This window comes from Promicromonospora sp. MS192 (genome assembly GCF_049532985.1).
In the GTDB taxonomy this organism is placed as follows: domain Bacteria; phylum Actinomycetota; class Actinomycetes; order Actinomycetales; family Cellulomonadaceae; genus Promicromonospora.
Genome location: NZ_CP186693.1, coordinates 5,505,945 through 5,527,753, shown reverse-complemented (window position 1 = coordinate 5,527,753; position 21,809 = coordinate 5,505,945). Strand labels below are relative to the sequence as shown.

The 21,809-nt window shown below is 72.4% G+C and carries 26 protein-coding genes, 1 tRNA gene and 1 riboswitch; of the genes, 9 read left to right on the top strand and 18 right to left on the bottom strand.

The genetic code is table 11. The annotated features are described in order from the left end of the window. The first annotated feature begins 48 nt into the window (after positions 1-48). Positions 49-1,293, top strand: a complete 1,245-nt coding sequence (locus ACO229_RS24775) for an ROK family protein (RefSeq protein ID WP_423463082.1) — start codon at positions 49-51, stop codon at positions 1,291-1,293. A 44-nt stretch (positions 1,294-1,337) separates the two neighbouring features. Here the strand turns inward: ACO229_RS24775 and ACO229_RS24770 are convergent, their stop codons facing one another. From ACO229_RS24770 to ACO229_RS24760, 3 genes are all read right to left on the bottom strand, one after another. Further along, positions 1,338-1,988 (bottom strand): hypothetical protein, encoded by a 651-nt coding sequence (locus ACO229_RS24770; protein WP_423463081.1) that lies wholly within the window; start codon positions 1,986-1,988, stop codon positions 1,338-1,340. A 67-nt stretch (positions 1,989-2,055) separates the two neighbouring features. Next, on the bottom strand, positions 2,056-2,322 hold the full coding sequence (locus tag ACO229_RS24765; RefSeq protein WP_397409230.1) for a DUF1905 domain-containing protein: 267 nt from the start codon (positions 2,320-2,322) through the stop codon (positions 2,056-2,058). Between the two features lie 90 nt (positions 2,323-2,412). After that, a complete protein-coding gene (locus ACO229_RS24760; protein ID WP_423463080.1) occupies positions 2,413-2,934 on the bottom strand; it encodes a MarR family winged helix-turn-helix transcriptional regulator in 522 nt (173 codons plus the stop codon). A gap of 110 nt (positions 2,935-3,044) precedes the next feature. Here ACO229_RS24760 and ACO229_RS24755 point away from each other — a divergent pair, with 110 nt between their 5' ends. Beyond that, positions 3,045-3,983 (top strand): NADP-dependent oxidoreductase, encoded by a 939-nt coding sequence (locus ACO229_RS24755; protein ID WP_423463079.1) that lies wholly within the window; start codon positions 3,045-3,047, stop codon positions 3,981-3,983. Positions 3,984-4,047: 64 nt separating this feature from the next. Here ACO229_RS24755 and ACO229_RS24750 read toward each other — a convergent pair whose 3' ends face one another. From ACO229_RS24750 to ACO229_RS24735, 4 genes are all read right to left on the bottom strand, one after another. After that, positions 4,048-4,800, bottom strand: coding sequence for a C40 family peptidase (locus ACO229_RS24750; protein ID WP_423463078.1), 753 nt, complete (start codon positions 4,798-4,800; stop codon positions 4,048-4,050). Positions 4,801-4,968: 168 nt separating this feature from the next. Then, on the bottom strand, positions 4,969-5,397 hold the full coding sequence (locus ACO229_RS24745; RefSeq protein WP_423463077.1) for a hypothetical protein: 429 nt from the start codon (positions 5,395-5,397) through the stop codon (positions 4,969-4,971). Positions 5,398-5,425: 28 nt separating this feature from the next. Next, the gene (locus tag ACO229_RS24740) at positions 5,426-6,292 is read right to left on the bottom strand and encodes a M15 family metallopeptidase (RefSeq protein ID WP_423463076.1); all 867 of its coding nucleotides are present in this window, start codon (positions 6,290-6,292) and stop codon (positions 5,426-5,428) included. Between the two features lie 67 nt (positions 6,293-6,359). After that, positions 6,360-6,513: riboswitch (cyclic di-AMP (ydaO/yuaA leader) on the bottom strand. A gap of 117 nt (positions 6,514-6,630) precedes the next feature. Then, positions 6,631-7,404: an SDR family NAD(P)-dependent oxidoreductase gene (locus ACO229_RS24735; protein ID WP_423463075.1), complete on the bottom strand. Its 774-nt coding sequence runs from the start codon at positions 7,402-7,404 to the stop codon at positions 6,631-6,633. 146 nt (positions 7,405-7,550) lie between these two features. On the opposite strand from ACO229_RS24735, the gene ACO229_RS24730 reads away from it, so the two are divergent. Then, positions 7,551-8,492 (top strand): AraC family transcriptional regulator, encoded by a 942-nt coding sequence (locus ACO229_RS24730; RefSeq protein ID WP_423463074.1) that lies wholly within the window; start codon positions 7,551-7,553, stop codon positions 8,490-8,492. Here ACO229_RS24730 and ACO229_RS24725 read toward each other — a convergent pair. Beyond that, positions 8,476-9,456 (bottom strand): lysostaphin resistance A-like protein, encoded by a 981-nt coding sequence (locus ACO229_RS24725; protein ID WP_423463073.1) that lies wholly within the window; start codon positions 9,454-9,456, stop codon positions 8,476-8,478. The two genes, ACO229_RS24730 and ACO229_RS24725, sit on opposite strands and share 17 nt — an antisense overlap. Before the next feature lie 224 nt (positions 9,457-9,680). Between ACO229_RS24725 and ACO229_RS24720 the strand changes: the two genes are divergently transcribed. Next, positions 9,681-10,082 (top strand): hypothetical protein, encoded by a 402-nt coding sequence (locus ACO229_RS24720; protein ID WP_397430857.1) that lies wholly within the window; start codon positions 9,681-9,683, stop codon positions 10,080-10,082. Positions 10,083-10,104: 22 nt separating this feature from the next. Here ACO229_RS24720 and chrA read toward each other — a convergent pair whose 3' ends face one another. From chrA to ACO229_RS24705, 3 genes are read right to left on the bottom strand one after another with little or no spacing between them, the layout of a single operon-like run. Continuing rightward, on the bottom strand, positions 10,105-11,502 hold the full coding sequence (chrA, locus tag ACO229_RS24715) for a chromate efflux transporter (RefSeq protein WP_423463072.1): 1,398 nt from the start codon (positions 11,500-11,502) through the stop codon (positions 10,105-10,107). 60 nt (positions 11,503-11,562) lie between these two features. Beyond that, a complete protein-coding gene (locus tag ACO229_RS24710; protein ID WP_423463071.1) occupies positions 11,563-11,994 on the bottom strand; it encodes a chromate resistance protein ChrB domain-containing protein in 432 nt (143 codons plus the stop codon). Continuing rightward, complete coding sequence (locus ACO229_RS24705) at positions 11,991-12,500, bottom strand: Chromate resistance protein ChrB (protein WP_397409208.1); 510 nt, start codon at positions 12,498-12,500, stop codon at positions 11,991-11,993. The genes ACO229_RS24710 and ACO229_RS24705 overlap by 4 nt, the downstream gene beginning before the upstream one ends. A 94-nt stretch (positions 12,501-12,594) precedes the next feature. On the opposite strand from ACO229_RS24705, the gene ACO229_RS24700 reads away from it, so the two are divergent. From ACO229_RS24700 to ACO229_RS24690, 3 genes are all read left to right on the top strand, one after another. Further along, entirely contained in the window at positions 12,595-12,981 is a 387-nt protein-coding gene (locus ACO229_RS24700) for a hypothetical protein (protein ID WP_397409206.1), read from the top strand. A gap of 119 nt (positions 12,982-13,100) precedes the next feature. Then, on the top strand, positions 13,101-13,274 hold the full coding sequence (locus tag ACO229_RS24695) for a CsbD family protein (RefSeq protein WP_397409204.1): 174 nt from the start codon (positions 13,101-13,103) through the stop codon (positions 13,272-13,274). 45 nt (positions 13,275-13,319) lie between these two features. Then, positions 13,320-13,583: a GlsB/YeaQ/YmgE family stress response membrane protein gene (locus ACO229_RS24690; RefSeq protein WP_397409202.1), complete on the top strand. Its 264-nt coding sequence runs from the start codon at positions 13,320-13,322 to the stop codon at positions 13,581-13,583. 3 nt (positions 13,584-13,586) lie between these two features. Here the strand turns inward: ACO229_RS24690 and ACO229_RS24685 are convergent, their stop codons facing one another. The 3 genes from ACO229_RS24685 to ACO229_RS24675 all read right to left on the bottom strand — a co-directional run bounded on the left by ACO229_RS24685 (position 13,587) and on the right by ACO229_RS24675 (position 15,734). Next, positions 13,587-13,778, bottom strand: a complete 192-nt coding sequence (locus ACO229_RS24685; protein WP_423463070.1) for a hypothetical protein — start codon at positions 13,776-13,778, stop codon at positions 13,587-13,589. 1,382 nt (positions 13,779-15,160) lie between these two features. Beyond that, positions 15,161-15,571 (bottom strand): NUDIX hydrolase, encoded by a 411-nt coding sequence (locus ACO229_RS24680; RefSeq protein ID WP_423463069.1) that lies wholly within the window; start codon positions 15,569-15,571, stop codon positions 15,161-15,163. Beyond that, positions 15,564-15,734, bottom strand: coding sequence for a hypothetical protein (locus ACO229_RS24675; RefSeq protein WP_397430863.1), 171 nt, complete (start codon positions 15,732-15,734; stop codon positions 15,564-15,566). Before ACO229_RS24675 ends, ACO229_RS24680 begins: the two co-directional genes overlap by 8 nt. A 4-nt stretch (positions 15,735-15,738) precedes the next feature. Here ACO229_RS24675 and ACO229_RS24670 point away from each other — a divergent pair, with 4 nt between their 5' ends. Then, positions 15,739-15,975, top strand: a complete 237-nt coding sequence (locus ACO229_RS24670) for a tyrosine-type recombinase/integrase (RefSeq protein ID WP_423463068.1) — start codon at positions 15,739-15,741, stop codon at positions 15,973-15,975. A gap of 125 nt (positions 15,976-16,100) precedes the next feature. Here ACO229_RS24670 and ACO229_RS24665 read toward each other — a convergent pair. The 3 genes from ACO229_RS24665 to ACO229_RS24655 form a co-directional block, all read right to left on the bottom strand. After that, positions 16,101-16,173 (bottom strand) — tRNA-Ala (locus ACO229_RS24665). 85 nt (positions 16,174-16,258) lie between these two features. Next, positions 16,259-17,377, bottom strand: coding sequence for a hypothetical protein (locus tag ACO229_RS24660; protein ID WP_423463067.1), 1,119 nt, complete (start codon positions 17,375-17,377; stop codon positions 16,259-16,261). A 60-nt stretch (positions 17,378-17,437) separates the two neighbouring features. Continuing rightward, a complete protein-coding gene (locus ACO229_RS24655; RefSeq protein ID WP_397418991.1) occupies positions 17,438-18,049 on the bottom strand; it encodes a GNAT family N-acetyltransferase in 612 nt (203 codons plus the stop codon). A gap of 227 nt (positions 18,050-18,276) precedes the next feature. Between ACO229_RS24655 and ACO229_RS24650 the strand changes: the two genes are divergently transcribed. Next, a complete protein-coding gene (locus ACO229_RS24650; protein WP_397418993.1) occupies positions 18,277-18,921 on the top strand; it encodes a 5-formyltetrahydrofolate cyclo-ligase in 645 nt (214 codons plus the stop codon). 71 nt (positions 18,922-18,992) lie between these two features. Here ACO229_RS24650 and ACO229_RS24645 read toward each other — a convergent pair whose 3' ends face one another. After that, the gene (locus tag ACO229_RS24645) at positions 18,993-21,572 is read right to left on the bottom strand and encodes a penicillin acylase family protein (protein WP_423465343.1); all 2,580 of its coding nucleotides are present in this window, start codon (positions 21,570-21,572) and stop codon (positions 18,993-18,995) included. Between the last annotated feature and the right edge of the window lie 237 nt (positions 21,573-21,809).

The window sequence follows — 21,809 nt, the reverse complement described above, 5'->3', positions numbered from 1 at the left end:
TAGATTTACTGTCCCGATCATGTACGCGGCGCGCGCTAGAGTCAAGGGGTGGACTCCTACCCCGTGGCCAGCTCCGCCCGGCTGCTGCGGCACACCAACGCCGCCGCCGCGCTCCGGCTCGTCTGGGACCGGGAGACGTTCACCGCCAGCGACGTGATGGCCGACACCGGCCTCACCCGCTCCACCGTGCTCGCGCTGTGCGACGAGCTCACCGCGCGCGGCTGGGTCAGCGAGCTCGACGACGCCCGGGTCGCCGGCGAGTACCGCCTGGGCCGCCCCGCGCGGCGGTACGCGTTCGACCCGCGCGCGGGCCGTGTCGTCGGGGTCGACGCCGGGCAGCACCACGTGACAGCCTCGGTGGCCGACCTGCGCGGCACCGTGCTCGCCCGCTCCGCCCAGGAGCTGCGGGCCGACGCCTCCCCCGCGACCCGGGTACGCGCCATCCGCCGCGCGATCGTCGACGCCGTCGGCACCGGCGGCAGCGGCACCGGCAGCACCGGCGAGCAGGCCGGCCCGGTGCTCGCCGTGGTGCTCGGCGTCCCGGCACCGACCGACGCCCAGGGCGCCTCCCCGCCGGGCAACCAGGGGCGCTTCTGGGCCCGTATGAACCCGGGCCTCGCCGAGGAGTTCGCCGACGTCGGCCAGTCGGTCACCGTCGAGAACGACGCCAACCTGGCCGCCGTCGCGGAGTGGACCACCGGTGCCGGCGTCGGCCAGTCGTCGTTCGCCACACTGCTGTCCGGGGAGCGCTTCGGGGCCGGGCTCATCATCGACGGCACCCTGCTCCGGGGCCCGCGCGGCGGGGCCGGCGAGATGCGGCTGCTCGACCTGGTCGAGGGCGTCGGGTCGGCCGACGGCCTGGCCCACGTGGCCCGCGAGCTGGCCCGCCGCGCGGCCGACGCCGGTGACCTGGCCGGCTCGGCGCTGGGCGGGCACGACCCCGCCACGCTCGACGCCGCCGACGTGCTCGCGGCGGCGCAGGGCGGCGACGCCGTCGCCGTCGGCATCGTCGAGCATCTCGCCGACCGGCTCGCCCGCGTCTGCGCCGTCATCGCGTCACTGCTCGACGTCGAGCGGATCGTCGTGGGTGGCGCGCTCGCCCCGGCGCTGGGCCCGGTCGTGGCGCGGGCCGCGGAACGGCTGCCCTCCTACATCCACCCGCCGGTGCCCGCGATCGTGGCCTCCGCGCTGGGTTCCGACGGTGTCCACGTGGGCGCGGTGCGGCGCGCCCTGGCGATCGTCCGGGCCAGCCCGTTCGACTTCGAGCTCGTCCGGAGCGCAACCGGCCGCTGACCGCACCGCCGTGTCGGGGGCACGGTCGCCCCGGACGGGCGACGTCAGGCGATGCTGTCCGCCGCGGCGCGCAGGGCAGCCAGCTCACCCGGACCCGCCTGGCGGGCCAGCGCGGCGATGTCGCAAAGGTAGCGGCGCTGGTCCGACGGGAAGGCCTCGGCGATCTCGGCCGGGTTCTCGGCCAGCACCCGGTAGATCTCCAGGCCGGCCGCGTAGAACAGGTCGACCAGCTTTGGCTCACCGGCCGCGGTGCGCAGCACGTTGCCGGGGTTGTGGTCGAGGCCGCCCCAGAACGGGATCGTCCGGGCCGCCTCGGCGTCGAGCCGTTCCGCCTCGCGGCGCACCTCGGTGACAGGGTCGCCGGGCAGCGCCGCCTCCCAGCGGCGCACGACGGCGTCGGCCTCGGCCGACCCGGCCGGGGTGAGGAACTCGAGCACGGTGAGGCGACCGCCGCCGTCCAGCGGGGCGTCGAACTCGATGTGCGGGAGGAGCGGATGGCCGTCCAGCGTGCGGCACAGCGCCACGAAGACCTGGTACGCCGGCTCGAAGGGGCTCACCCGGGCGACCAGCGCACCGTCGGGAGAGCGCCAGACCGTGGCCCAGTCGCCGAGGCCGCACACGTTCCAGCCGTCGGCGAGGAGGCGTCCGGCCACCTCGCGGTGCGGGAGGCCGGCCAGGTCGTCGAACGGGTGCACGCCCGGCAGCCTAGGCAGGCGCCCGGGCGCCTGACCACGGAAAATCCGCCGCCGGGCGACGCCGCTCCTACAGCCGCTCCTCCAGGTGCACGGTCACGGTGTCGCCCTCCTCCTTGCCGATCGCCGTGCGGACGTCGGCCTTCACGGGGAGCTTGTGCGTGCCGTCGCCCAGCGCCATGAACGAGCTGCGGAACGGGTGGCCGTCGATCGTGCCCCGGACCTTGACCAGGCCACGGGTCTGGAAGAACTCGGCGGACTCGGGCCAGACCACGTAGGTCCAGCCGCCCTCGTTCGGGCTCTTGCGGAGGATCGCGGTGAACTTCTTGTCGATCATGGGGACCACCTTCTGGGAGTGCGCTGACGACGGGTTCACAGGGTCAGACGACGCCGGGCTCCACAACTCACCGGTGGCGCGCGACCCGGCCTACGGGGCCTGCTCCGGACCCGCCGCCCTCTTGCGCCGGCGCGGCCCGGCCGACCGCGGCGGCGTCCGCCGCATGTGGTCGCGCGCGCGGCCGAGGATGTCGGCGAGGGTCTCGATGTCGGTCCGGGTCAGCGGTGCGAACAGCAGGTCGTCGAGCACGGCGATGTGGCCCGGGAACACCGTCGCCAGCACGGCGCGGCCCTCCTGCGTGATGGTCACCGTGACGCCGCGCTCGTCGTCGGAGGCCTGCGTGCGGGTGACGAGGCCGCGCTTCTCCAGGGTCTGCGCCTGGTAGGTGAGGCCGCTGCGGCTGTAGACGACGCCGTCGGCCAGGTCGGTCATCCGACGGCTGCCCGTCGGGGAGTCGCCGAGGCTCGCGAGGAGCTGGAACTGCACGTAGCTGAGGCCGCCCGCGTCCTGGAGCTGCTGCTCGACGGTGTGCTTCAGCAGGCTGCTCGCCTCGATGAGGGCGAAGTAGGCGCCGAGCTGCGTGGCATCCAGGGAAGGCGGCGAGGAGGTCATCGACAGATCTTACCGTGCTTCGACTTCGAATCACTTGCTTCAAGTTCGAAGCAGTGCTAGCGTCCTCCGCAGTTGCTTCGAATCCGAAGCACACGACGGAGGGAAACATCATGAAGGCAGTGCGGTTCCACGAGACGGGCGGCCCCGAGGTCCTGCGGTACGAGGACGCCGACCAGCCGGTGCCCGGCGCCGGCGAGGTGCGGGTCCGGGTCGCCGGCTCGGCGTACAACCCGGCGGACGGCGGCATGCGCGGCGGATTCCTGCCGATCCCGGTGACGCTGCCCCACGTCCCCGGCTACGACGTCTCCGGCACGGTCGACGCGGTGGGCGAGGGCGTGGACGGCCTCACCGTGGGCCAGGAGGTGGTCGGGTTCATCCCCATGAGCGCCGACGGCTCCGCGGCGGAGTACGTCGTCGCACCGGCCGGTGACCTCGTGCCGGCGCCGACGGCGATCCCCCTCGCCGACGCCGCCGGTCTCCCGTCGGTCGGGCTCACCGCCTGGCAGGCGCTCTTCGAGGCGGGCGGGCTCGAGGCGGGCCAGCGGGTGCTCGTCAACGGCGCCGGCGGCCCCGTGGGCGGCTACGCCGTGCAGCTCGCCAAGCGGGCCGGCGCACACGTCGTGGCCACGGCGAGCCCCCGCAGCGCCGAGAGCGTCCGGGCGGCGGGCGCGGACGAGATCGTCGACCACACGACCACCTCGGTGCTCGAGGCGGTGACCGAACCCGTCGACGTGCTGCTCAACCTGGCCCCGATCACCCCCGAGGGGTTCACCGCGATGGCCGCCCGGGTCCGCGACGGCGGCGTGGTGGTCTCCACCACGCCGCGGGTCACGACGCCCGGCGACGAGGCGCGCGGCGTGCGCGCCGCCACGGTCTTCCTGCACCCCGACGCGGACGTGCTCGCACAGCTCGTCACGCTCGTCGACGACGGTGAGCTGCACGTCGAGATCGCCCGGCGGGTTCCGCTGAGCGAGCTGCCCGAGCTCCACGCGCAGGCGGAGGCGGGCCAGGTGCACGGCAAGGTGGTTGCCGTGCCGGACGGCGCGTGACCGGCCCGGGTCCGGCGCGGTACCTGTCCGGGGCGAGGGGCTGGCCTCGCCCCGGACAGGAGTCTCAGCCGACCCGCAGGAACGTCGGGTTGGACTGCCAGATGGCGGTGTACCGGACCGTCTTGCCCGGCACCGGCGCCTCGACCTGCATGCCGTCACCCGCGTAGATCGCGATGTGGCCGGGGGTCCAGATGAGGTCGCCCGGCCGGGCGTCGGCCCAGGACACCTCGGTCCCGGCGTACCGCTGCTCCGAGGAGGTGCGCGGCAGGTCGATGCCCACCTGCGCGAACACGTAGGACGTGAACCCGGAGCAGTCGAAGCCCTCGGGCGTCGAGCCGGCCCAGAGGTAGGGCACACCGAGGTACCGCATGGCGATCGACACCACCGCGGAACCCGACGCCGAGGCCGGGATCTCGACCGCGGCGGCTGCTTGCGCCGCTTCCGCCGCAGCAGCGGCCGCCGCCTCGGCAGCCTCCGCCTCGGCCTCCGCGGCGAGCTGCGCCTGGTACTCGTCGTTCTCGGCGGCCGAGACCACCGACACCGCGGTCTTCTCGACCCTCAGCTCCGCGTCGGTGGCCACGGTCACCACCGGCGCGGAGGCGAGCGCGGCCCGGGCCTGGCCGGCCAGGGCGTCCAGGTCGGCGGTGTCGAGGCTGCCCTGGAGCACGCCGCCCTCGACCGGCGCGGGGGCTGCGCCGGCGGGCGCCGCCTGCGCCGGTGCGGCCACCAGGGACATCAGCAGGCCGGAGCCCGCAGCCACCACGGCACCTCGGGCGACGGCCTGCACGGCGGCCGCCTGGGCGGTGGCGGTGAACAAGGGGCGGCATACCGCCCGGTGCCGGCCCCGACCGCGTGCGGTCAGGGCAGCAGAGATCGTGGGATCCATCAGAGGATCGGCCTTTCTGCTCGAACGGAGAACTCCGCGCGGCCCGTCGGTGGGCGGCGCGCCGGCGGTCGACGGCTGGGCGTCGACGAGGCCGGTGTTCTACGTCCGGCAGATCCCCAGGGCGTGCAGGCTCGGCGCGGCCGGGCGCACCACGCCGGGCGCGGTCCGGTGGTCCGGGTACGCCAGGGCGGGCGCGATCCCCTGCACCGCGGGCTCGGCGACGGCGGCCGGACCGGACGACGACACGACGGGGTCGGTCTGCGCCGTCGCACGGCCGTGGTCCGAGCAGTGCGCCTCGCCGCCGTCGGACGTGGGCTCGGCGCGGTCCGCCGGGGCCAGGCCGTCCGCCGGGCCGGACGCCGCCTCGACGGCTGAACCGTGATGCGCCTGCGGGTGCTCGTCGGAATGGATGCCGCACACGACCGGCCCGCCCAGCACGGCGAGCACGAGGAACAGCACGGACAGCACTCCCGCCGACCCCGGACCAGGTCCGGCGAGGAGCGCACGCAGGCGACGGGGCGGGCTCATCGCACCCCGGCCGTCCGCACCCGGCGGCTCATCGGGCGGCGTCCGTCACGGCGGCCGTGAACTCCCAGTGCCACGGCTCGTAGGGGCCGGCACCGCCGGCCTGGGCCCAGAGCGGGTTGTCCCACCCGTACTCGGGCGCGTGCGCCTTGAGCCAGTCCCAGCGCTCGCCGGCGTAGCCGTCGGCACAGATGTCCACCGCCAGACCCCAGCCGTGGTTCGAGGTGCCAGGGGTCGCGGTCAGGGTGGGCTTCGCCGCCTTGGCCGCGACCTGCTGCGCGTAGCTGCGGTAGCCGTCCGTGAGGCACAGCGACTCGCCGAACTGCTCGGTGTAGGCCTGGTTGAGACGCGCCAGAGCCACGGCCGCGTCGGCGCGGATCGGCGGGTAGCCGTCCCAGAGGTCGCACAGCTCGCTGACGGGAAGCTGGCCGTTGAGACCCTCGCCCGTGGCCACGCCGTCGCAGCCGGGCAGCACCGGAGGTGCTTCGACCTGCACGGGAGCCGACTTCTCGACGGGCAGCACCGCGTCGCCAGGGACCGTGACGCCGGCGGACCGCTCGAGCGACGTGCGCTCCTGGCTCCGCGAGGCTCCGCTGCTCCGATCGGCCAGGGCCGCCGACGCCGGGCCCGCGCCCGTGAGCGCGGCCGCGCCGTCGGGCGCAGAGAGGAGGGGCTCACCGGTTCCCGGCGCGCCGAAGGAGGCGGCGGTGAACGACGTCGTCGAGGCGAGGGCGAGGCCGACGCCGAGAGTGAGGGGCAGCCGGCCCAGCATCGAGGTCCGCGGCCGCCGTGCCGGCGCGGCGTGCCGCCCCTTGCTGTGGCGCCCGCGCGTTCGCCGGGCAGCTGCCGGGCGCGGCGCGGAGGACTGCGGCAGGGATCGCTCCTGCCCGTGCCTCATCGTGCTCCCCGACGTGGGGAAAGGTGTGGAGGTGCTGGCAGGTGCCCGAGGGTCTTCGATGGCATGGAACGTATCTCCCGGCGCCTGCGAGGTTAGCTGTCGGGTTCGGGTCGGAGACTGACCCGGCCGGCGGACGACGTCCGCCGACTTCACCCCGAGGACACCGCAGTGCCCGGAAGTGGGTCCCCCGTCCCTGTCCTGTGGTTCGTCGGTGACTCCGGGCGGTGACAGGGCTCGGCGCCCGCCAGGACGTCCCGCCGCACGGCGGGCCGCCACGAATGTACCCCGTCTGCACCGGGATGTCACGAAAGAGTAACGACCGCGCGTCGCCCGGCGAGCTAGAGGAAGTGCCCGCCCGCGACCTGCACCACCTGGCCGGTGATCCACCTGGCCTGGTGCGAGGCCAGGAAGACCACCGCATCGGCGATGTCCGCCGGGTCGCCGACCCGACCCAGGGGGATCGCCGGCACGACGGCGTCCACGAGCTCGTCACTCATCCATCCGGTCTGCACCGGCCCCGGCGCCACGGCGTTGACCCGGATCCTCGGGCCGAGGTCGACGGCGGCGCCGCGCGTCAGCGACTCGAGTGCCGCCTTCGAGGTGCCGTAGGAGACCTGCCCGGGAAAGCCGCGGGCGGCGTCGGTCGAGATGTTGACGACGGAGACGCTGCCCGGTGCGGCGTCGTCGGGCAGCCGGCGCGCGAGCTCGGCGACGAGCATCGCGGGCACCACGGCGTTGACGCGGTAGGTGCGTTCGAACCCCGCCTCGCCGACGGTGTCGAACGAGTCGGACTCCTCGGCGTGCGCAGCGTTGTTCACGAGCACGTCGACCGGACCGAGCCGTGCGGTGACCTGGTCCATGAGCCGCGCGGCGGCCCCCGGCACGAGGAAGTCGGCCTCGACGGCGACGGCGCCGGGCAGGGACGCCACGAAGGCGTGGACCTCGTCGGTGGCGGCGCGCGCGTGCTCGCGGGATCCTGACGCCGAGCCGCCCACGTGGTGCACGGCCACGCGCGCACCCTGTGCGGCGAAGGCGCGGGAGACGGCTGCGCCGATGTTCATGCCGCCGCCGGTCACCAGGACGGTCTTTCCGCTCAGTCCGGGATCGATCACGGTTCGATGGTGCCATCGGGCGGTCGACCGGCACGAAGGGTTTATCCGTCCAGGTCCCACGGGGCCCACGCCCGGCCGTGACCATCCTGTACGATCCATGGCGCCTGCCCGCGAATTCTTGACGTATCGTCCAGGAGGTGTCGTCGATGCTGGGCTTTCAGGACCCGGTGGCCGATGCGATCGGTCTGCTGCGGCCTCGCACGGTGGTCGGCCCGAGCCTCCGGGCCGTGGGCGAGTGGGCGCTGCGCTTCGAGACCTTCCTGCACGTGCGGATCGGCGGCCTGGTCCGTGGCACGTGCTGGCTGACCCTGGACGGGCACGAACCCGTGCTCCTGCGCGAGGGCGACACCTTCATGCTGGGCAACCCGCCGCCCTACGTCCTGGCCAGCACGCCCGGCGCCCGTCCGCGCCCCGCGCAGGAGGCGTGGGCGGAGGCCGTGGACGGGTTCGTGCGGATCGGCCCGGAGTCCGACCAGGACGTCTACCTCTGCGTGGGGCACATCGGGTTCGACGAGCAGAACGCGGCGCTCCTGACCGACCTGCTGCCGCCGCTCGTGATCGTCCGCGCCGCCGATCCGCACGGCGCACGGCTCGGTCAGCTCATCGACCACCTGGCCACCGAGGTCGGTTCCGCTGCCGCCGGCGGGCCGCTGGTGCAGAACCACCTCGCGCAGATCCTGCTCGTGCACATGCTGCGCGCGCACGCCGGCCAGACCGACCGGCCCACCGGCTGGCTGGGTGCGCTCAACGACGACGGCATCGGCACCGCCCTGCGCGCGGTGCACGCGGACGTGGCCCACTCCTGGAGCCTCCAGGAGCTCGCCGAGCTGAGCCACATGTCGCGTTCCGCGTTCGCCCAGTCGTTCAAGAGCCACGTCGGCGTGCCGCCCCTGGAGTACCTGATCCAGTGGCGCATGAGCCTCGCGCGCGACGCCCTCGCCCGGGACACGCTGTCGATCTCGGAGCTCGCGCGGGCCACGGGCTACCAGTCCGAGAGCGCGTTCAGCACCGCGTTCCGCCGCGTGGTCGGGGCGTCCCCCGCGAAGTTCCGGGACGAGGCACGGCGTTCGGTCACGAGCGAGGGCTGAGCGGGACGGGTTCCCCGTCCGACGCGTGCGCGGGTGCGACCACCGGTCCGCCGCCCCGGGTGCGGTACCAGACCACGGCCGTGACGATCGCCAGCAGGACGACGGGGATCAGGTAGACGACCGAGCCGACGCCGGACGACCGGTCCGTCGTGGCGCCGAGGTCCGCCCGCAGGAGCGCCACGAGCAGGAGCCCGAAGACGTTGTTGGCGGCGTGCAGCACCACCGCCGTCTCGACGCCGCCGGTACGCCAGGTGATGAGCGCGAACGCCACCCCGACGGCGAGGTACTGGAGGTTGAGCCAGATGTCGGTGGACAGGTGGATCGTGGCGAACAGCACCGCGGAGACGACGACACCCAGGGCGAGTGCGGAACGTGGCCCGCGACCCCAGCTCGCGGCGACCCGGAAGATCAGCCCCCGGTACCCGTACTCCTCCCCCGCGCTCTGCAGCGGCACGACGACGATCGAGACCACGAACACGAGGAGCAGGTCCGCCACCGCCCAGGGCGCCACCGGAGTCGGCTCCAGGACCGCGAGGACCGCCGTGTAGACCGCCCAGACCGGCGCCAGGACGAGGACGGCGCGGCCCAGGACCGCGGGCCGGAACGCACCGAGCACCGAGTGGAGCGATCCGCCCCGGACGCCGTACAGCCAGCGCTGGATCAGCATGCTCCACGGGATCAGCAGCGCGGTGGAGGCGTAGGCGGCGGCCATCGTGACCGGTGTGAGGCCTGCGCCGCCCGGCGCGGCGTCCCGGCCCAGCAGGACGTCGAGGTGTCCCCCGAGCTGGACGAAGGCGGCCCCGAAGCCCACGAGCCCGCCCTGCAGCAGCACGATCGCGAGGATGCCGCGGCCGACGCGCCGCTTCTCCCCCGCGAGCGCCAGGTGGTACGGCACACCTGCCGGAGCCGGGCGGGCCCGGCCCGCGGAGTCAGCGGTGGACGCGGTTCCGGAGGTGTGGGACATGGCATGGCTCCTCGGGGGCAGGTGGCGCGGGCCCGTCCCGCACCGGGTACAGCCCACCGCACGCGAACCCCCGGCAGCAGTGCCCTGTCGTCATCATCTTCCCGGCCCTTCCGCAGGCCGCGGCCATGACATGTGTCATGGGTGTGACCTGGGCGGACGGGTGCCGGCCGCCTCCGCACGAGCCGGTGGGCACGCCCGGGGCCGGGCCACTGCACAATGGAGCCATGACGACGCGGAACCCCTACTTCATCGCTCTGGCCACGTTCACGCTCGTCGTACTCTCGGTCACCACCTGGTGGGCCCTCGGCCAGGACACGACCCAGGACGTCGACCCCGTGACCGGCGCCGTCACCGGTCCCTACGGCACGGTCCAGGTCGTCGCGTGCGTCGTCGCGCTCGTCGGCCTGGTGGTCATCGGATCCCTGCTCGTGCCGGCCTGGCTCGCGGTGCTCGGCGTCGCGCTGCCCTTCACCGCGGCCTGGACGATCCAGGCCGCGGCGAGCGACGACTCGGGGCTGTGGGCGGTCGGGGCGATCCTCGTGCTGGTGGGCACGCTCGGCGGCGGCACGATCGTGGCCGCGATCACCCGTCGGCTGGTGCGCGACCGGGACGGCAGGAAGCGCTGATCCCTCCCGGTGCGCAGACCTGCTAGATCCACCCCACGAGCCCGAGGGCGAGCCCGAGCAGGGCGCACACCCCGAGGGTCCGCAGCACCGACCAGCGCACCACGAACAGCAGCAGGCCCGCCACGACGGCGATCCCGAGCGCCGCGGGCTGGACGCTGGCGAGGTCGGGAACCTCGAACCGCAGCGGGCCGGCGACGAACGACGTCGAGGCCGCGAACAGCGTGTGGGTGGCGAAGTAGATCGCGAGGTTGGCGATGACGCCGACGACCGCCGCGGTGATCGCCGTCAGCGCGGAGGACAGCGCCCGGTTGCCCCGGAGCCGCTCGACGTAGGGGGCGCCGAGGAAGATGAACAGGAACGAGGGCACGAACGTGACCCAGGTGGTCAGCAGCGCGCCGAGCAGCGCGGCGGCCCAGGGGTCGAGGTCGCCCGGATCGCGGTAGGCGCCGAGGAACGCGACGAACTGCACGACCATGATCAGCGGGCCGGGTGTGGTCTCGGCCAGGGCCAGGCCGCGCGTCATCTCCCCGGGCGTGACCCAGGCGTAGGTCTGCACCGCCTGCTGGGCAACGTAGGCAAGCACGGCGTAGGCACCGCCGAACGTCACCAGGGCGCTGCCGGAGAAGAACAGACCCTGCTGGGTGAACACGCTGTCCGCACCCGTGAGCAGGGCGACGGCGCCGAGCGGGAGCCCCCAGGCGAGGAGCCCCAGCAGGAGCACCCGCAGCGCCCGACGCCCCGAGGGCTTCTCGGCGTGCAGGGCGTCGTCGGGGATGAGCGGCGCGGGGCCGTCGCCCTGGTCGCGGGGCGGCCTGGTGGCGATCCAGCCCGGGGCGTACCGGTGCACGAGCCACCCGACCACGCCCGCACCGAGCACGACGAGCGGGAACGGCACCGCGAAGAAGGTGAGCGCCACGAACGCCAGGACGGCGAGCACGACGAGCGCGGGGCTGGTCAGCGCCCGCTTGCCCACCCGCAGCACGGCCTGGACCACGATGGCCAGGACGGCCGGTGCCAGGCCGGCGAAGACCGCGGAGACGACGGTCGTGTCGCCGAACGCGACGTACACGGCGGACAGGACCAGCAGGGCGAGCATCCCGGGCAGCACGAACAGGCCTCCGGCGAGGATGCCACCGCGCCACCCGTTCAGGAGCCAGCCCGTGTACACGGCGAGCTGCTGCGCCTCAGGCCCCGGCAGCAGCATGCAGTAGTTGAGCGCGTGCAGGAACCGGCCCTGCCCGATCCACCGCTTCTCGTCCACCAGCGTGCGCTGCATGACGGCGATCTGGCCGGCCGGTCCGCCGAACGTCTGCCACGAGATCGCGAACCAGGCACGCACGGCGGTGCGGAACGGGACCAGGTCCCGCTGTCGACCGCCGGGCTGTTGCCCGGCGTCGGGGTTGGTGCTGTCGACGTTCATCGCACTCCAGAGTCGTGTGATCGGCGGTGGGTTCCGGGCCGCGGGTACCGGTCTCGGCCCTCAGGCGGGTTCGCGGCCCAGGAGGTAGGAGCGGCGGTAGAACTCGTAGAGCCCGTCGAACACGGGCCCGGAGACCGCGAGGGTGTGTTCGTCGTCGCCGGTCATCGACAGGCCGCGCAGGATCACGTCGAGGCCGGGCGCCTCGGGTGCGTCGAACCGGCCGTCGTCGAGGTCGGCCTCGTGCACGAGCTGTCCGATCCGGGCCAGGACGGGGTCGGTCAGCTCGTAGCGCGACAGGAAGGTCTCGAAGCTGCAGTCCTGGCCGTGGTGGCCGAGGTCGACCCCGCGCATGTCGAACGGCGTCGCATCGGGCGGCACCTCGCTCGCGTCCGCCACGAACACGAAGACGGCACCCGGGTCGATGTACCGGCTGATCAACCAGGCGCACGCGGCCCGGTCGATGTGCACCCCGGCCCGTGTGGCCCACCTCATCGCGCACCCCGGGTGGCCGCACGCACGGCCGGTGCCGCGTCGTCGTCGAGCCGCGCCAGCTCCTCCAGGCGGTGCAGCGCCGCCTGCGCACGATCCCGTTCGGCAGGCGGGAAGAAGTCGCGGCGGCGCACGTCGCGGTAGGCGCGGCGCAGGCCGGTCAGGGACTTGCGCCGTGCGGCAGGTGCCTCGTCCAGCGCAGCGCGGGCGGCGGCCTCCAGGTCCAGATACTCCTTGGCCCGGGCGCCCGCCATGGCCCCGGCGAGCTCGCGCTCCTGCGCGGCACTGGCCGGGCGGGCCAGCCACACGCTCGCGGTTCCGTCGCGCTCGACCACCTCGTCGGCCGCCCACTCGAGCTGTTCCCGGGTCCGGGCATCGGCCGGCAGCGCGACCAGCCCGTCCGAGATCTGCGCGACGCCGTACCGCTTCAGCCGTCGCCACAACGCCACGCGCGGCGAGGACGGCTCCCGCGGCAGCCGGTAGCTCAGCAGCACCCACTCGCCGGTCATAAGGCATCATGCAACCACGGTTACATGAGATTGATCAAGGGTGCCCGGCTCGACCTGGGGAGCGTCGCGGTGGTCCCGTCGTTAGCCTGACCGCATGGAGGGTGGCTACCAGGTGTTCCGGCCGCGGCCCGAGGACGTGTACGACTGGTCCGGCGGCCAGCTGCACCCCGGGATCCGGCAGCACGTCACGGTGGGCAACGTCGTGCGCGTCCAGGTCTCCGGGAACGGGGACCCGGCGACCGGCTGGTCCGACACGCCGTACGTGCGCGTCACCGCGCAGGACGGTGACCGGCTGGCCGGGGTGGTGGACGACCCCTACCGGTCGGAGTACAGCGCCCTGGACAACGACACGGTCCTCGAGTTCGACCGTGCGGACGTGACGGAGATACCGCTCGACTGGCCCGGCAACGAAGCCCTGGAGCCGAGGGCGGAGCGCACCGGGCTCCGCCGGGAGATCACCGGGTACGTCGAGCCGGACTGACCGGGCCGAAGGGGACCGGCTTGACGTGCGACGAGCCCGGAGCCAGGGCCTCCTCTGGCGAGCTTCTGCCGTTCGAGTAATGGTGGAGGTGAAAGAACCCCTTGCGAAGAGAGGACATCATGGGCATCGACGACAAGCTCAAGAATGCCGCCGAAGACGCGACGGGTCAGGCCAAGGAGGCGCTCGGCAAGGCCACCGACGACGAAGAGCTCCAGGCCGACGGCGAGACCGACCAGGCCAAGGCATCGCTCAAGCAGGCCGGCGAGAAGGTGAAGGACGCCTTCAAGGACTGAGTACGAGCGCGTCACCACCACGACCCGTTCTCGAAGGGAGCACCAATGGGAATCATCGGCTGGATCCTGATCGGTCTCATCATGGGCGCCATCGCCCGAGCGATCCTTCCTGGCCGGGCCGCCGGTGGCTGGCTCATCACGCTCGTCGTGGGCGTGCTCGGCGCGCTCCTCGGCGGATGGATCGGCGGAGCGCTGTTCGACGTCCAGGTCAACGACTCGTTCTTCTCGCTGACGACGTGGTTCTGGGCCCTGGTGGGCTCGCTGCTCGTCCTGGTGATCTGGGGTGCGATCGCTCGACGGCGAACCTGAGCGTCAGTCGGCCACCCGTGTCGGCAGCCCCCTCATCACGCCGAGCACCGTGTCGATGGCCCGAGTCGGCAACGCCCGCCTCAGGACGGCCGTCATCAGGGCCGCCGCGGCACCGGTGAGGTAGCGGGCCCATGGCCGCTGGTCGGTCAGCGCGCGCTCGACGACGGCGGCGACCCTCTCGGGCGGTGCGGCCACGAGTCCATCGCGACCACGAACCGGTACCCGAACGACCTGGGGACCGGAGCCGACAAGGCGGGCTTGGATCGCGTGAACGAAGGGGTCGCTGATGACGCGGGGCCCCGAGGGGCCGCAATCCGAGGAAGACGCCCCTAGGCAACGAAGAAACCCCGCTTGACCGGAGCGTTTGCCCTGGCCAAGCGGGGTTTCCGTCTTGGAGCTAGGGGGATTCGAACCCCCGACCTTCTCATTGCGAAGGATGCCAGGGCCCATCTTCGGCCCTGCTGGAGCGGGTTCCCGGGTGCATGCGGTGCGTCCAGCCCACCTCCGTGCGGCGGCGGGGGCCGCCGGGGGGCGCACGCAGCTCGCTCATCCCGTAGGTGACGAAGTGCCGGTGCGGCACGGGATCCCTCATGCGACAAGCGCTCTCCCGTCGAGCAGGCCCGCTCACAGGCCGTTCTCGCCCCCCCCACTTCTTCAATGCAGAGAGACGCCCTCGCCCGATACTGCGTGCCCGTTCGCGCAACATGTCCACGGCACTCGGCATCGCTGCAGATAGGAGAACGGCGTTGGCGTCTCTCATATGCTCACCCAGTTCTTCATCGATAAGATTTACACCAACTCTAAATCCTATCCGGGACGCGTTGTTTGTTGCTTCCTCAGCGATCCCAGAAAGTCCGGAAGGAAACATCGATCGAGCAAAGTTCAAGCACGAGTGCATCAGCGCGCCAGCGCTGAACGCATAAGAATATGCGCCGCCGCGCTCGTGCCCATCCACCAGATCCGGCGTGCCCTCGATCTGCTCCACAAGACGAGCCCACTCGCCCTCTTTCGCGACTCCCGACCAGAGTTTATCCAGTATATGGCCGTATAGGTCAGCATCCGCCATTCGGTCATCAAGCGATACCGCCCAGAACAGAACGCCAGCAGACCGCTCGGCGCAAGCCGCTGCGAATTGCAGCTTTTGCGACGGGGTGCCCTGCGTGATCAGGCGGTCAACAAACGGATTTGCGGCCAATGAATGTCCTTACTCCTGTTACGAGCAGAGGCCCGGTGGGACCGGACGACTGATGCCACTGTGGTTGACCTTGACGACGAACCCGGGCAACAGAAGGTCGATCGGGTCGGCGGCCAGGAGAGGACACCTGAGCCGTCTACGGCAAGCGAGCAGGACCGTAGCCGACCCCGCTCAGCGCGACGAGCGGGGTAGCGCAGGTGGCGGAGCCCCCCGCTACCGGTAGCGGGGCGCTACCGCAGCCGCCACCCCGGGAGCCGCTAGATTTCAACGATTCTCGCCGGAGGTAGCAGAGTAGCGGCCTTCGAGCTAGACCCCTGGTTTGGCCCGAAACCCGGGTTCTGGCGCTCGACGGATAGTCCGCGACCCCGCTACCGTTACCGCGTCAGGCCAGCGTCGTCGTGAGGTAGTCCTGCACCGCCGGCGCGAAGCCGTAGGGCACGTAGTCGGTGAACTTGTCCGGTGTCGCCCACACGATGTCTGCGAGTTCTTCGGCGTCAGCGACGTACGCCTCGCCGCTGATGACGTCGCACGCGACGTAACCCATCAGGCGGCCGGCGTTCGGGTGTACGCGCTCCCCCAGCGCCTTGACGGCCTGGACGGTGAGCCCGGTCTCTTCGGCGGTCTCACGGACCGCCGCCTGCTCGAAGGCCTCCCCCGGCTCGACTGCGCCGGCGGGGAATTGCCACGAGAGCGAGCCCTCAGACACACGGCGCTGGACCAGGAGCAGCTTCCCGTCCTGGACGATGATCGCCGCTGCGATGGCGGGCTTCTCTTCGGTCACCGCCTCAGACATGCGTGCCTCCCAGCACTTCGAGGATCGGCGGGTAGATGGTGCTCGCCGGTACGAACTTGCCGAGGTCCGCTATGGCCACCCATGCGACGCTGGCGTTCTCCACGACGTCGCGATTCTCCGCCTCACCGGCGAGGTAGTCACAGTGGAAATACTCGATAAACACGCCCGTGTGCGGGTGTACACGGGCTCCGATCTGCTCGCGGACGGAGCAGTGGAACGTCGGGACCGGCCGTGGCCGCCGCCTCCACGAGCTACGGCACACCGCCGGGTGCCTCTGGCTGGCACGGCGCATCGACCCCGGAACGGTGCAGGCGTGGTGCGGCCACGAGTCCATCGCGACCACGAACCGGTACCTGCACACTACTTGGGGACCGGAGCCGACAAGGCGGGCTTGGATCGCGTGAACGAAGGGGTCGCTGACGACGCGGGGGCCGCCGGGGGCCCGCAATCCGAGGAAGACGCCCCCTAGGCAACGAAGAAACCCCGCTTGACCGGAGCGTTTGCCCTGGTCAAGCGGGGTTTCCGTCTGTGGAGCTAGGGGGATTCGAACCCCCGACCTTCTCATTGCGAACGAGACGCGCTACCAACTGCGCCATAGCCCCTCGGACTGCAGAAGAGTAGCACTTCACCGCAGGTGATCCGCAACTTGGCACCGTGTCGCGCAGGTCACCGCGTCGCCGCCCGGCCTCACCCGGCCGCGCGACGACGCGCCAGGATCTCCTCCAGCGGCGTGGCCAGCGTCTCGGACTTCATGCGCGGCGGTTCGCCGCGCAGCAGCTCGTCCTCGACCGTCGAGCCGCCCGGTGCATCGGCGTCGTCGGCCCTGGTCCGGACCGGCACCGGGATGGACGGCGGGAGCGCGCCCGACCCCGGCCGAGCCGGAACGCTGCCCGCCGGAGCGGCAGGGCCGGACGAGCCGGCCGGGAGCGGGGCAGGCTGACGCTGAGGCGCCGCCGGCTTGGTCACGTACGTCGGCAGCGGCACGGGCACGGGATCCCAGGCGCGCCCGCTCGGCGTCTCGTCCGCGGGGACGGTCACCGCCGGCTCGTCGCCGGCACCCTCGGCGGGCTCCGGCGAGGGCTCCGCGGCGACCTCGATCACCTGGGGCTTGGCCGGGCCGTCCAGGATCTCGTCCAGCACGTCCTTGCGCGTCACCCGCGGGATCGCCTGCGTCTCCGTGCTCGAACCGCGCGTGGCCAGGCCGGTCACCTGTGCCCGGTTGCGCGGCGCGTACGGACCGCCGTTGGCGAGCGCACGGGCCTGCGTGGCACGCTGCCGCGCGGCACGCACGGTGGCCTGCCAGCGGGCATCCGCGCGCCGGGCCGCCCGCGCCGCGCGCCGACCCAGGAACAGCACGAACAGCAGCATGGCCGACGACGCCGCGGCGACACCCCAGTGCACCAGGCCGAACGCGACGAGCGCCCAGGCCACCACACTGCACACGAGCAGGATCGCCGACACGATGAGACGACGGCGCGCTCGGGCCGCCCGCCGTGCCCGCCGCTCTACCCGGCGGATGCGCTCCGCCGTGAGCGGGCGGCCGCGGACCATGATCTGGAGCGGGTAGCCCTTCGGGGTCGGGTGGGCGACGCGCGGCACGCCTTGCCCGGTACCCCGCTTGCTGTCAGTCATCGCCCCTCCCTTCCTGCCTGTGCCGCTCATCGCAACGATGCGCAGCCCTACCGAGAACCTGTCGGCCACCCGTGCGTCGCCGAGCTCCGACCGTCGGCGGACCATGCTCGGCAGCCAGTAGCCCAGCCACAGGACGAACAGCGCCACGGCCGTGAGTCCTGCGGTCGATTCCACGACACGACGTTAGGCGAGCGTCACCGGGTCCCGCCGCACCACGTGCGGCGTGTCCCGGCGTCAGAGCGCTTCCCGCAGACGCTGCCAGCGTGCCAGCAGCCCCTCGGGAACCTCCTCGGCGGTGACGGCGAACGTGCGGTGATCACGCCACTGGCCCTGGATGTGGAGAAAGCGTTCCCGCACTCCCTCGTCCCGCAGGCCGAGCTTCTCGACCACGCGCAGGCTGGGCTTGTTCTCCGGCCTGATGTTGATCTCGATGCGGTGCAGACCCAGGAAGAAGGCGTAGTCCGTGGCCATGGCCACGGACGTGGGGATCACGCCCCGCCCCGCGACGTGCTCGCTCACCCAGTACCCGATGCTCGCCGAGCACATCGACCCCCAGGTGATGGACGAGACGGTGAGCTGTCCCACCAGCGCACCGTCCAGCTCCACGCCGAAGGGCAGCGACGTCCCGGCGCGGGCCTGCGCCGAGAGCGAGCGCACGTACTCCCCGAACGTCGAGGCGATGTACCGGTTCGCACCGGGCGCCGTCGCCTCCCAACGCTCGAGCCAGGCTGCGTTCTCCGCCCGCAGGCGGGCCCAGTCGGTCGCGTCCCGACGCCGCAGCGGTCGCAGCACGACCGCTCCGGCCGGCGTGTCCTCACGCAGCGTCACCGGCCATGGCTTGGCCACCGTCCACCCCTTCACGAACTTCCCTGTCGCGCCTTCCGGCACGTCCGACCTGCTCGACGGCATCTTCGTTCGCCCCTTGCCACGTCCCACGGCGAATCCCCGTGCTGGAGAGGGTCTACCACGCCCGGCGGTCTTGGACCCGTCGAGCAGCCGCTCGGTCATGTTCTCGCCTTCTTCGTACGCTGTTCGTAACAATCCAGTCTCGGAGTCTTGGCACAATAGCGGTCATGAGCGGCATCTCCGTCCCGACGCCACAGCCGTATCCCGTCCTTCCGGGAATGGAGACAGGTGACGCCAAGGAGGAGCTCCGCCGCGCGATCCGCGCCCAGCGCGGCCATCGGTCCGCCCGGCAGCGCGCGCAGGCCGCCGAGGCGTTCGCCGACGTCATCGAGTCGATCCCCGAGGTGCGCGACGCCGGATGCGTCGCCGCGTACGCGGCACGCAGCGCGGAGCCCGGGATGCTCCCGCTGCTGGAACGGCTCTCGGGCCGCGGCGTCCGCACGCTGCTCCCCGTGCTCGGAGCGGGCCTGGCCCGCGACTGGGCCGACTACACGGGCCCGGACGACCTGCTGGAGCGCGCCCCCGGCCGCCCGCCCGAGCCGGGCGGGAGCACCCTGGGCACCGATGCGATCAGGCTCGCCGACATCGTGCTGGCGCCGGCCCTCGCCGTCGACTCCCGCGGGGTGCGGCTGGGTCAGGGCGGCGGCTGGTACGACCGCGCGCTCACGCACCTGCGGCCGGGCGCGAAGGTCGTCGCCGTCGTCTTCCCGGAAGAGGTGTACGACGCCGCGGAGCACCCCCTGCCCCGCGAGGAGCACGACATCCTCGTCCACGCCGTCGCGACCACGACCGACTGGCGCTGGCTCGGCTGACCCGGCAGGGGCCGCCGTCCGGCGCGTGCGGGCCGGGCCCGTCGTGACGGACCCGGCCCGCGACGCCGGTCTCACGGCGTGAGGATCAGCTCGTTCTCCTGCGCGGCGGCTACCGCGTCCCTGCTGAACGGCCAGGGGAAGGTCTCCCCTGCCGCCCAGGCTGCGAGCTGGTCGTCGTAGTGGGCGGACGCCGGGTGCGCTGACGTGCCGGTCACCACCACCCAGGTGGAGGCGTCGAGGTCGGCGAGGTCGACGACCATGCGCATCGAGGGCCCGCTGGTCACCTCGAAGCTGTCGCTGGAGGCGTCCCAGGCCGTGGCGTTGACGATCGACGAGCCGCCCCCGACCTTGGTCGGTGCCGGGTTCATGTAGAACGCGATCGGGGCCGGGACGCCGGACCCGCCGAGCACCAGGTGCTCCAGGCGGAGCTGGTGCAGGGTGCCCCACTCCCAGTCGCTCGTGTCCTTGCCCAGCTCGACCGTCAGGTCCTGACGGGCGCTGGTCAGGGCCTCGGTGAGCACCTGGTCGCGGCTCTCCACCACGGCCACCGTCGACTTGTCGTCCCAGAACTCGTCGTTCGGGTTGTCGAGCATGCCCTGGATCACGGCGAGCCAGCGGCTGCCGCCGTCGGGCCACATGGACTCCGGCAGCTCGTCGTTGAACGTGATCTGCAGGAGGTTGCGCCACACGGCCGCGAAGTACGCCGCGGGTGCGGAGTCGGCATCCATCGACCGGTCCCAGTCGGCCAGCAGGTCCTGACCGTCTGACTCGTACCCGTCGGGCAGGTCGACCTCCAGCAGCACCGGCACCAGGGTGTCGGCGAACACGCTCCACTGGTCCGTCTGGATCGTGGTCATGTCGGCCGCCGTCAGCTTGCGGCCCTCCGCGATCTGGTCGCCGAGCAGCGTGCGGATGCGCTCCGACCGGTAGCCGTAGTCCCAGTCCCGGGTGAGGAACGGGCCCTCGCCGCCGGGGAGCACGGCCTGGTTGGCCGCCACGATGTACCCCTCGGCCGGGTCCACGACGCCGGGCATCTGCTCCTGCGGCACGAAGCCGGTCCAGTCGTACCGCGCGTCCCAGCCCGGTCGCGGCCAGGATCCGTCGGACTCCACGGCACCCGGCACGCTGGCCCGGACCGGGATCTTGCCCGGCGCCTGGTAGCCGATGTGCCCGTCCGTGGTGGCGAACACGATGTTCTGCGCGGGCACCTCGAACAGCGCGGCCGCGGCCTTCATGTCCGCCGGGGTCTTCGCCGTGTTCATCGCGAAGACGGCGTCGGCGGTGCGGCCGGGCTGGAGCGCCGTCCACTGCAACGAGATCTCGTACTGGCCCAGCTCGGTGCCCGTCTCGGTGGGCGACCGGCGGACCGCGTCCATGTCGGCCTCGTCCATCACCGAGGAGATGATCGGCCCGTGCACCGTGCGCCGGACCTCCAGGTCGATCGGGCTGCCGCCGTCGACCCGGATCACCTCGGTCTCCTTCTCCATGGGCACCCACTCGTCGGCGCCGCGCAGGTACGTGTCGTTGCGGACCCGCTCGATGAAGAAGTCGGTGACGTCGGCGCCCATGTTGGTCAGGCCCCAGGCGAGGTCGGCGTTGTGCCCGATGACCACACCGGGGAACCCGGAGAACGAGAACCCGGACACGTCGAACGGGCACTCCGGTCCCACCTGGTTGCAGTGCAGGCCCACCTGCGCCCAGATGCCGGGTGCGGCCAGGTCGAGGTGCGGGTCGTTGGCCAGGAGCGGCTTGCCCGACTCCGTGTACTTGCCCGACACGGCCCACGAGTTCGAGCCGGTGCCCTCGCCGCGCGCGATCTGCACGGGCACCGAGTCCAGCGCGCGCTGCGCCGCCTCCATCGCCTGTGCCAGCTCCGGGCTGCCGTACACGTCCCCGGTGGCCGACGCCGTCTGGGTCGCCTGGCTCTGCTGCGTCGCCTGCCCGGTCCCCACGTCGGCGGGGTCGAGGATGGGCGTGTTGCCCGTGCCCGAGAAGGCGGGGAAGAGCTCCGCGACCCGCGACGCGTCACCGAGCGTGCTGTAGGCCAGCGCCCGGTCGAGCTCGTCGTCGTAGTTGCCGCGCAGGTCCCACGCCATCGCCTTGAGCCAGGCGAGCGAGTCGATCGGGTCCCACGGCTCCGGCTCGTTCACCTCGACGCTGACGTCGAGCACCGTGTACTCGACGGCGGTCTCCGACGGGCTGCGGCCCGCGAGGTAGGCGTTGACGCCGTCGGCATAGGCCTGGAGGTACTGCCGGGTGGAGTCGTCCAGGACGTTGAACTCCTCCTCGGCCACGTGCCGCCAACCGAAGGTCCGGATGACCATGTCCGCCTGGATCGCGTCCTCGTTGTTGCCCACCAGCTCGGCCAGCCGGCCCGCCGTCACGTGGCGGCGGTAGTCCATCTCGAAGAACCGGTCCTGCGCGTGCACGTAGCCCTGCGCACGAAAGAGGTCCTCGGCCGAGTCGGCGTAGATCTGCGGCACGCCCTGGGCGTCCCGGCTGACCCGCACGTCGGAGCCGAGGCCCTCGAGCTGCACCTCTCCGGAGAGCTCCGGGAGGGGGCGGCGCGCGGTGAACCAGCCGAAGGTCGTGAGGGCGACGAGCACCAGCACCACGACGACGGCGGTACCCACCAGGAACTGGCGAACCATGGAGGTACGGGTCCGCCGACGGCGGGGACGCGGAGCGTCGGAGGGGGCGGTCTCGGCAGGCTCGACGGGATCGGCGGAAGTGGTCGCGGACACGCACTGGAGACTACCGCCAGCCCCAGACATTGAGTGAACGCGCACAGGTGAACGGCGTCGGGAGATCCTGGGACTATCCGTCGCCGCAGGACCGTTAGTATTGGCACTCGGAAACCCCGAGTGCCAGGCCCGGCCCCGGTGAGC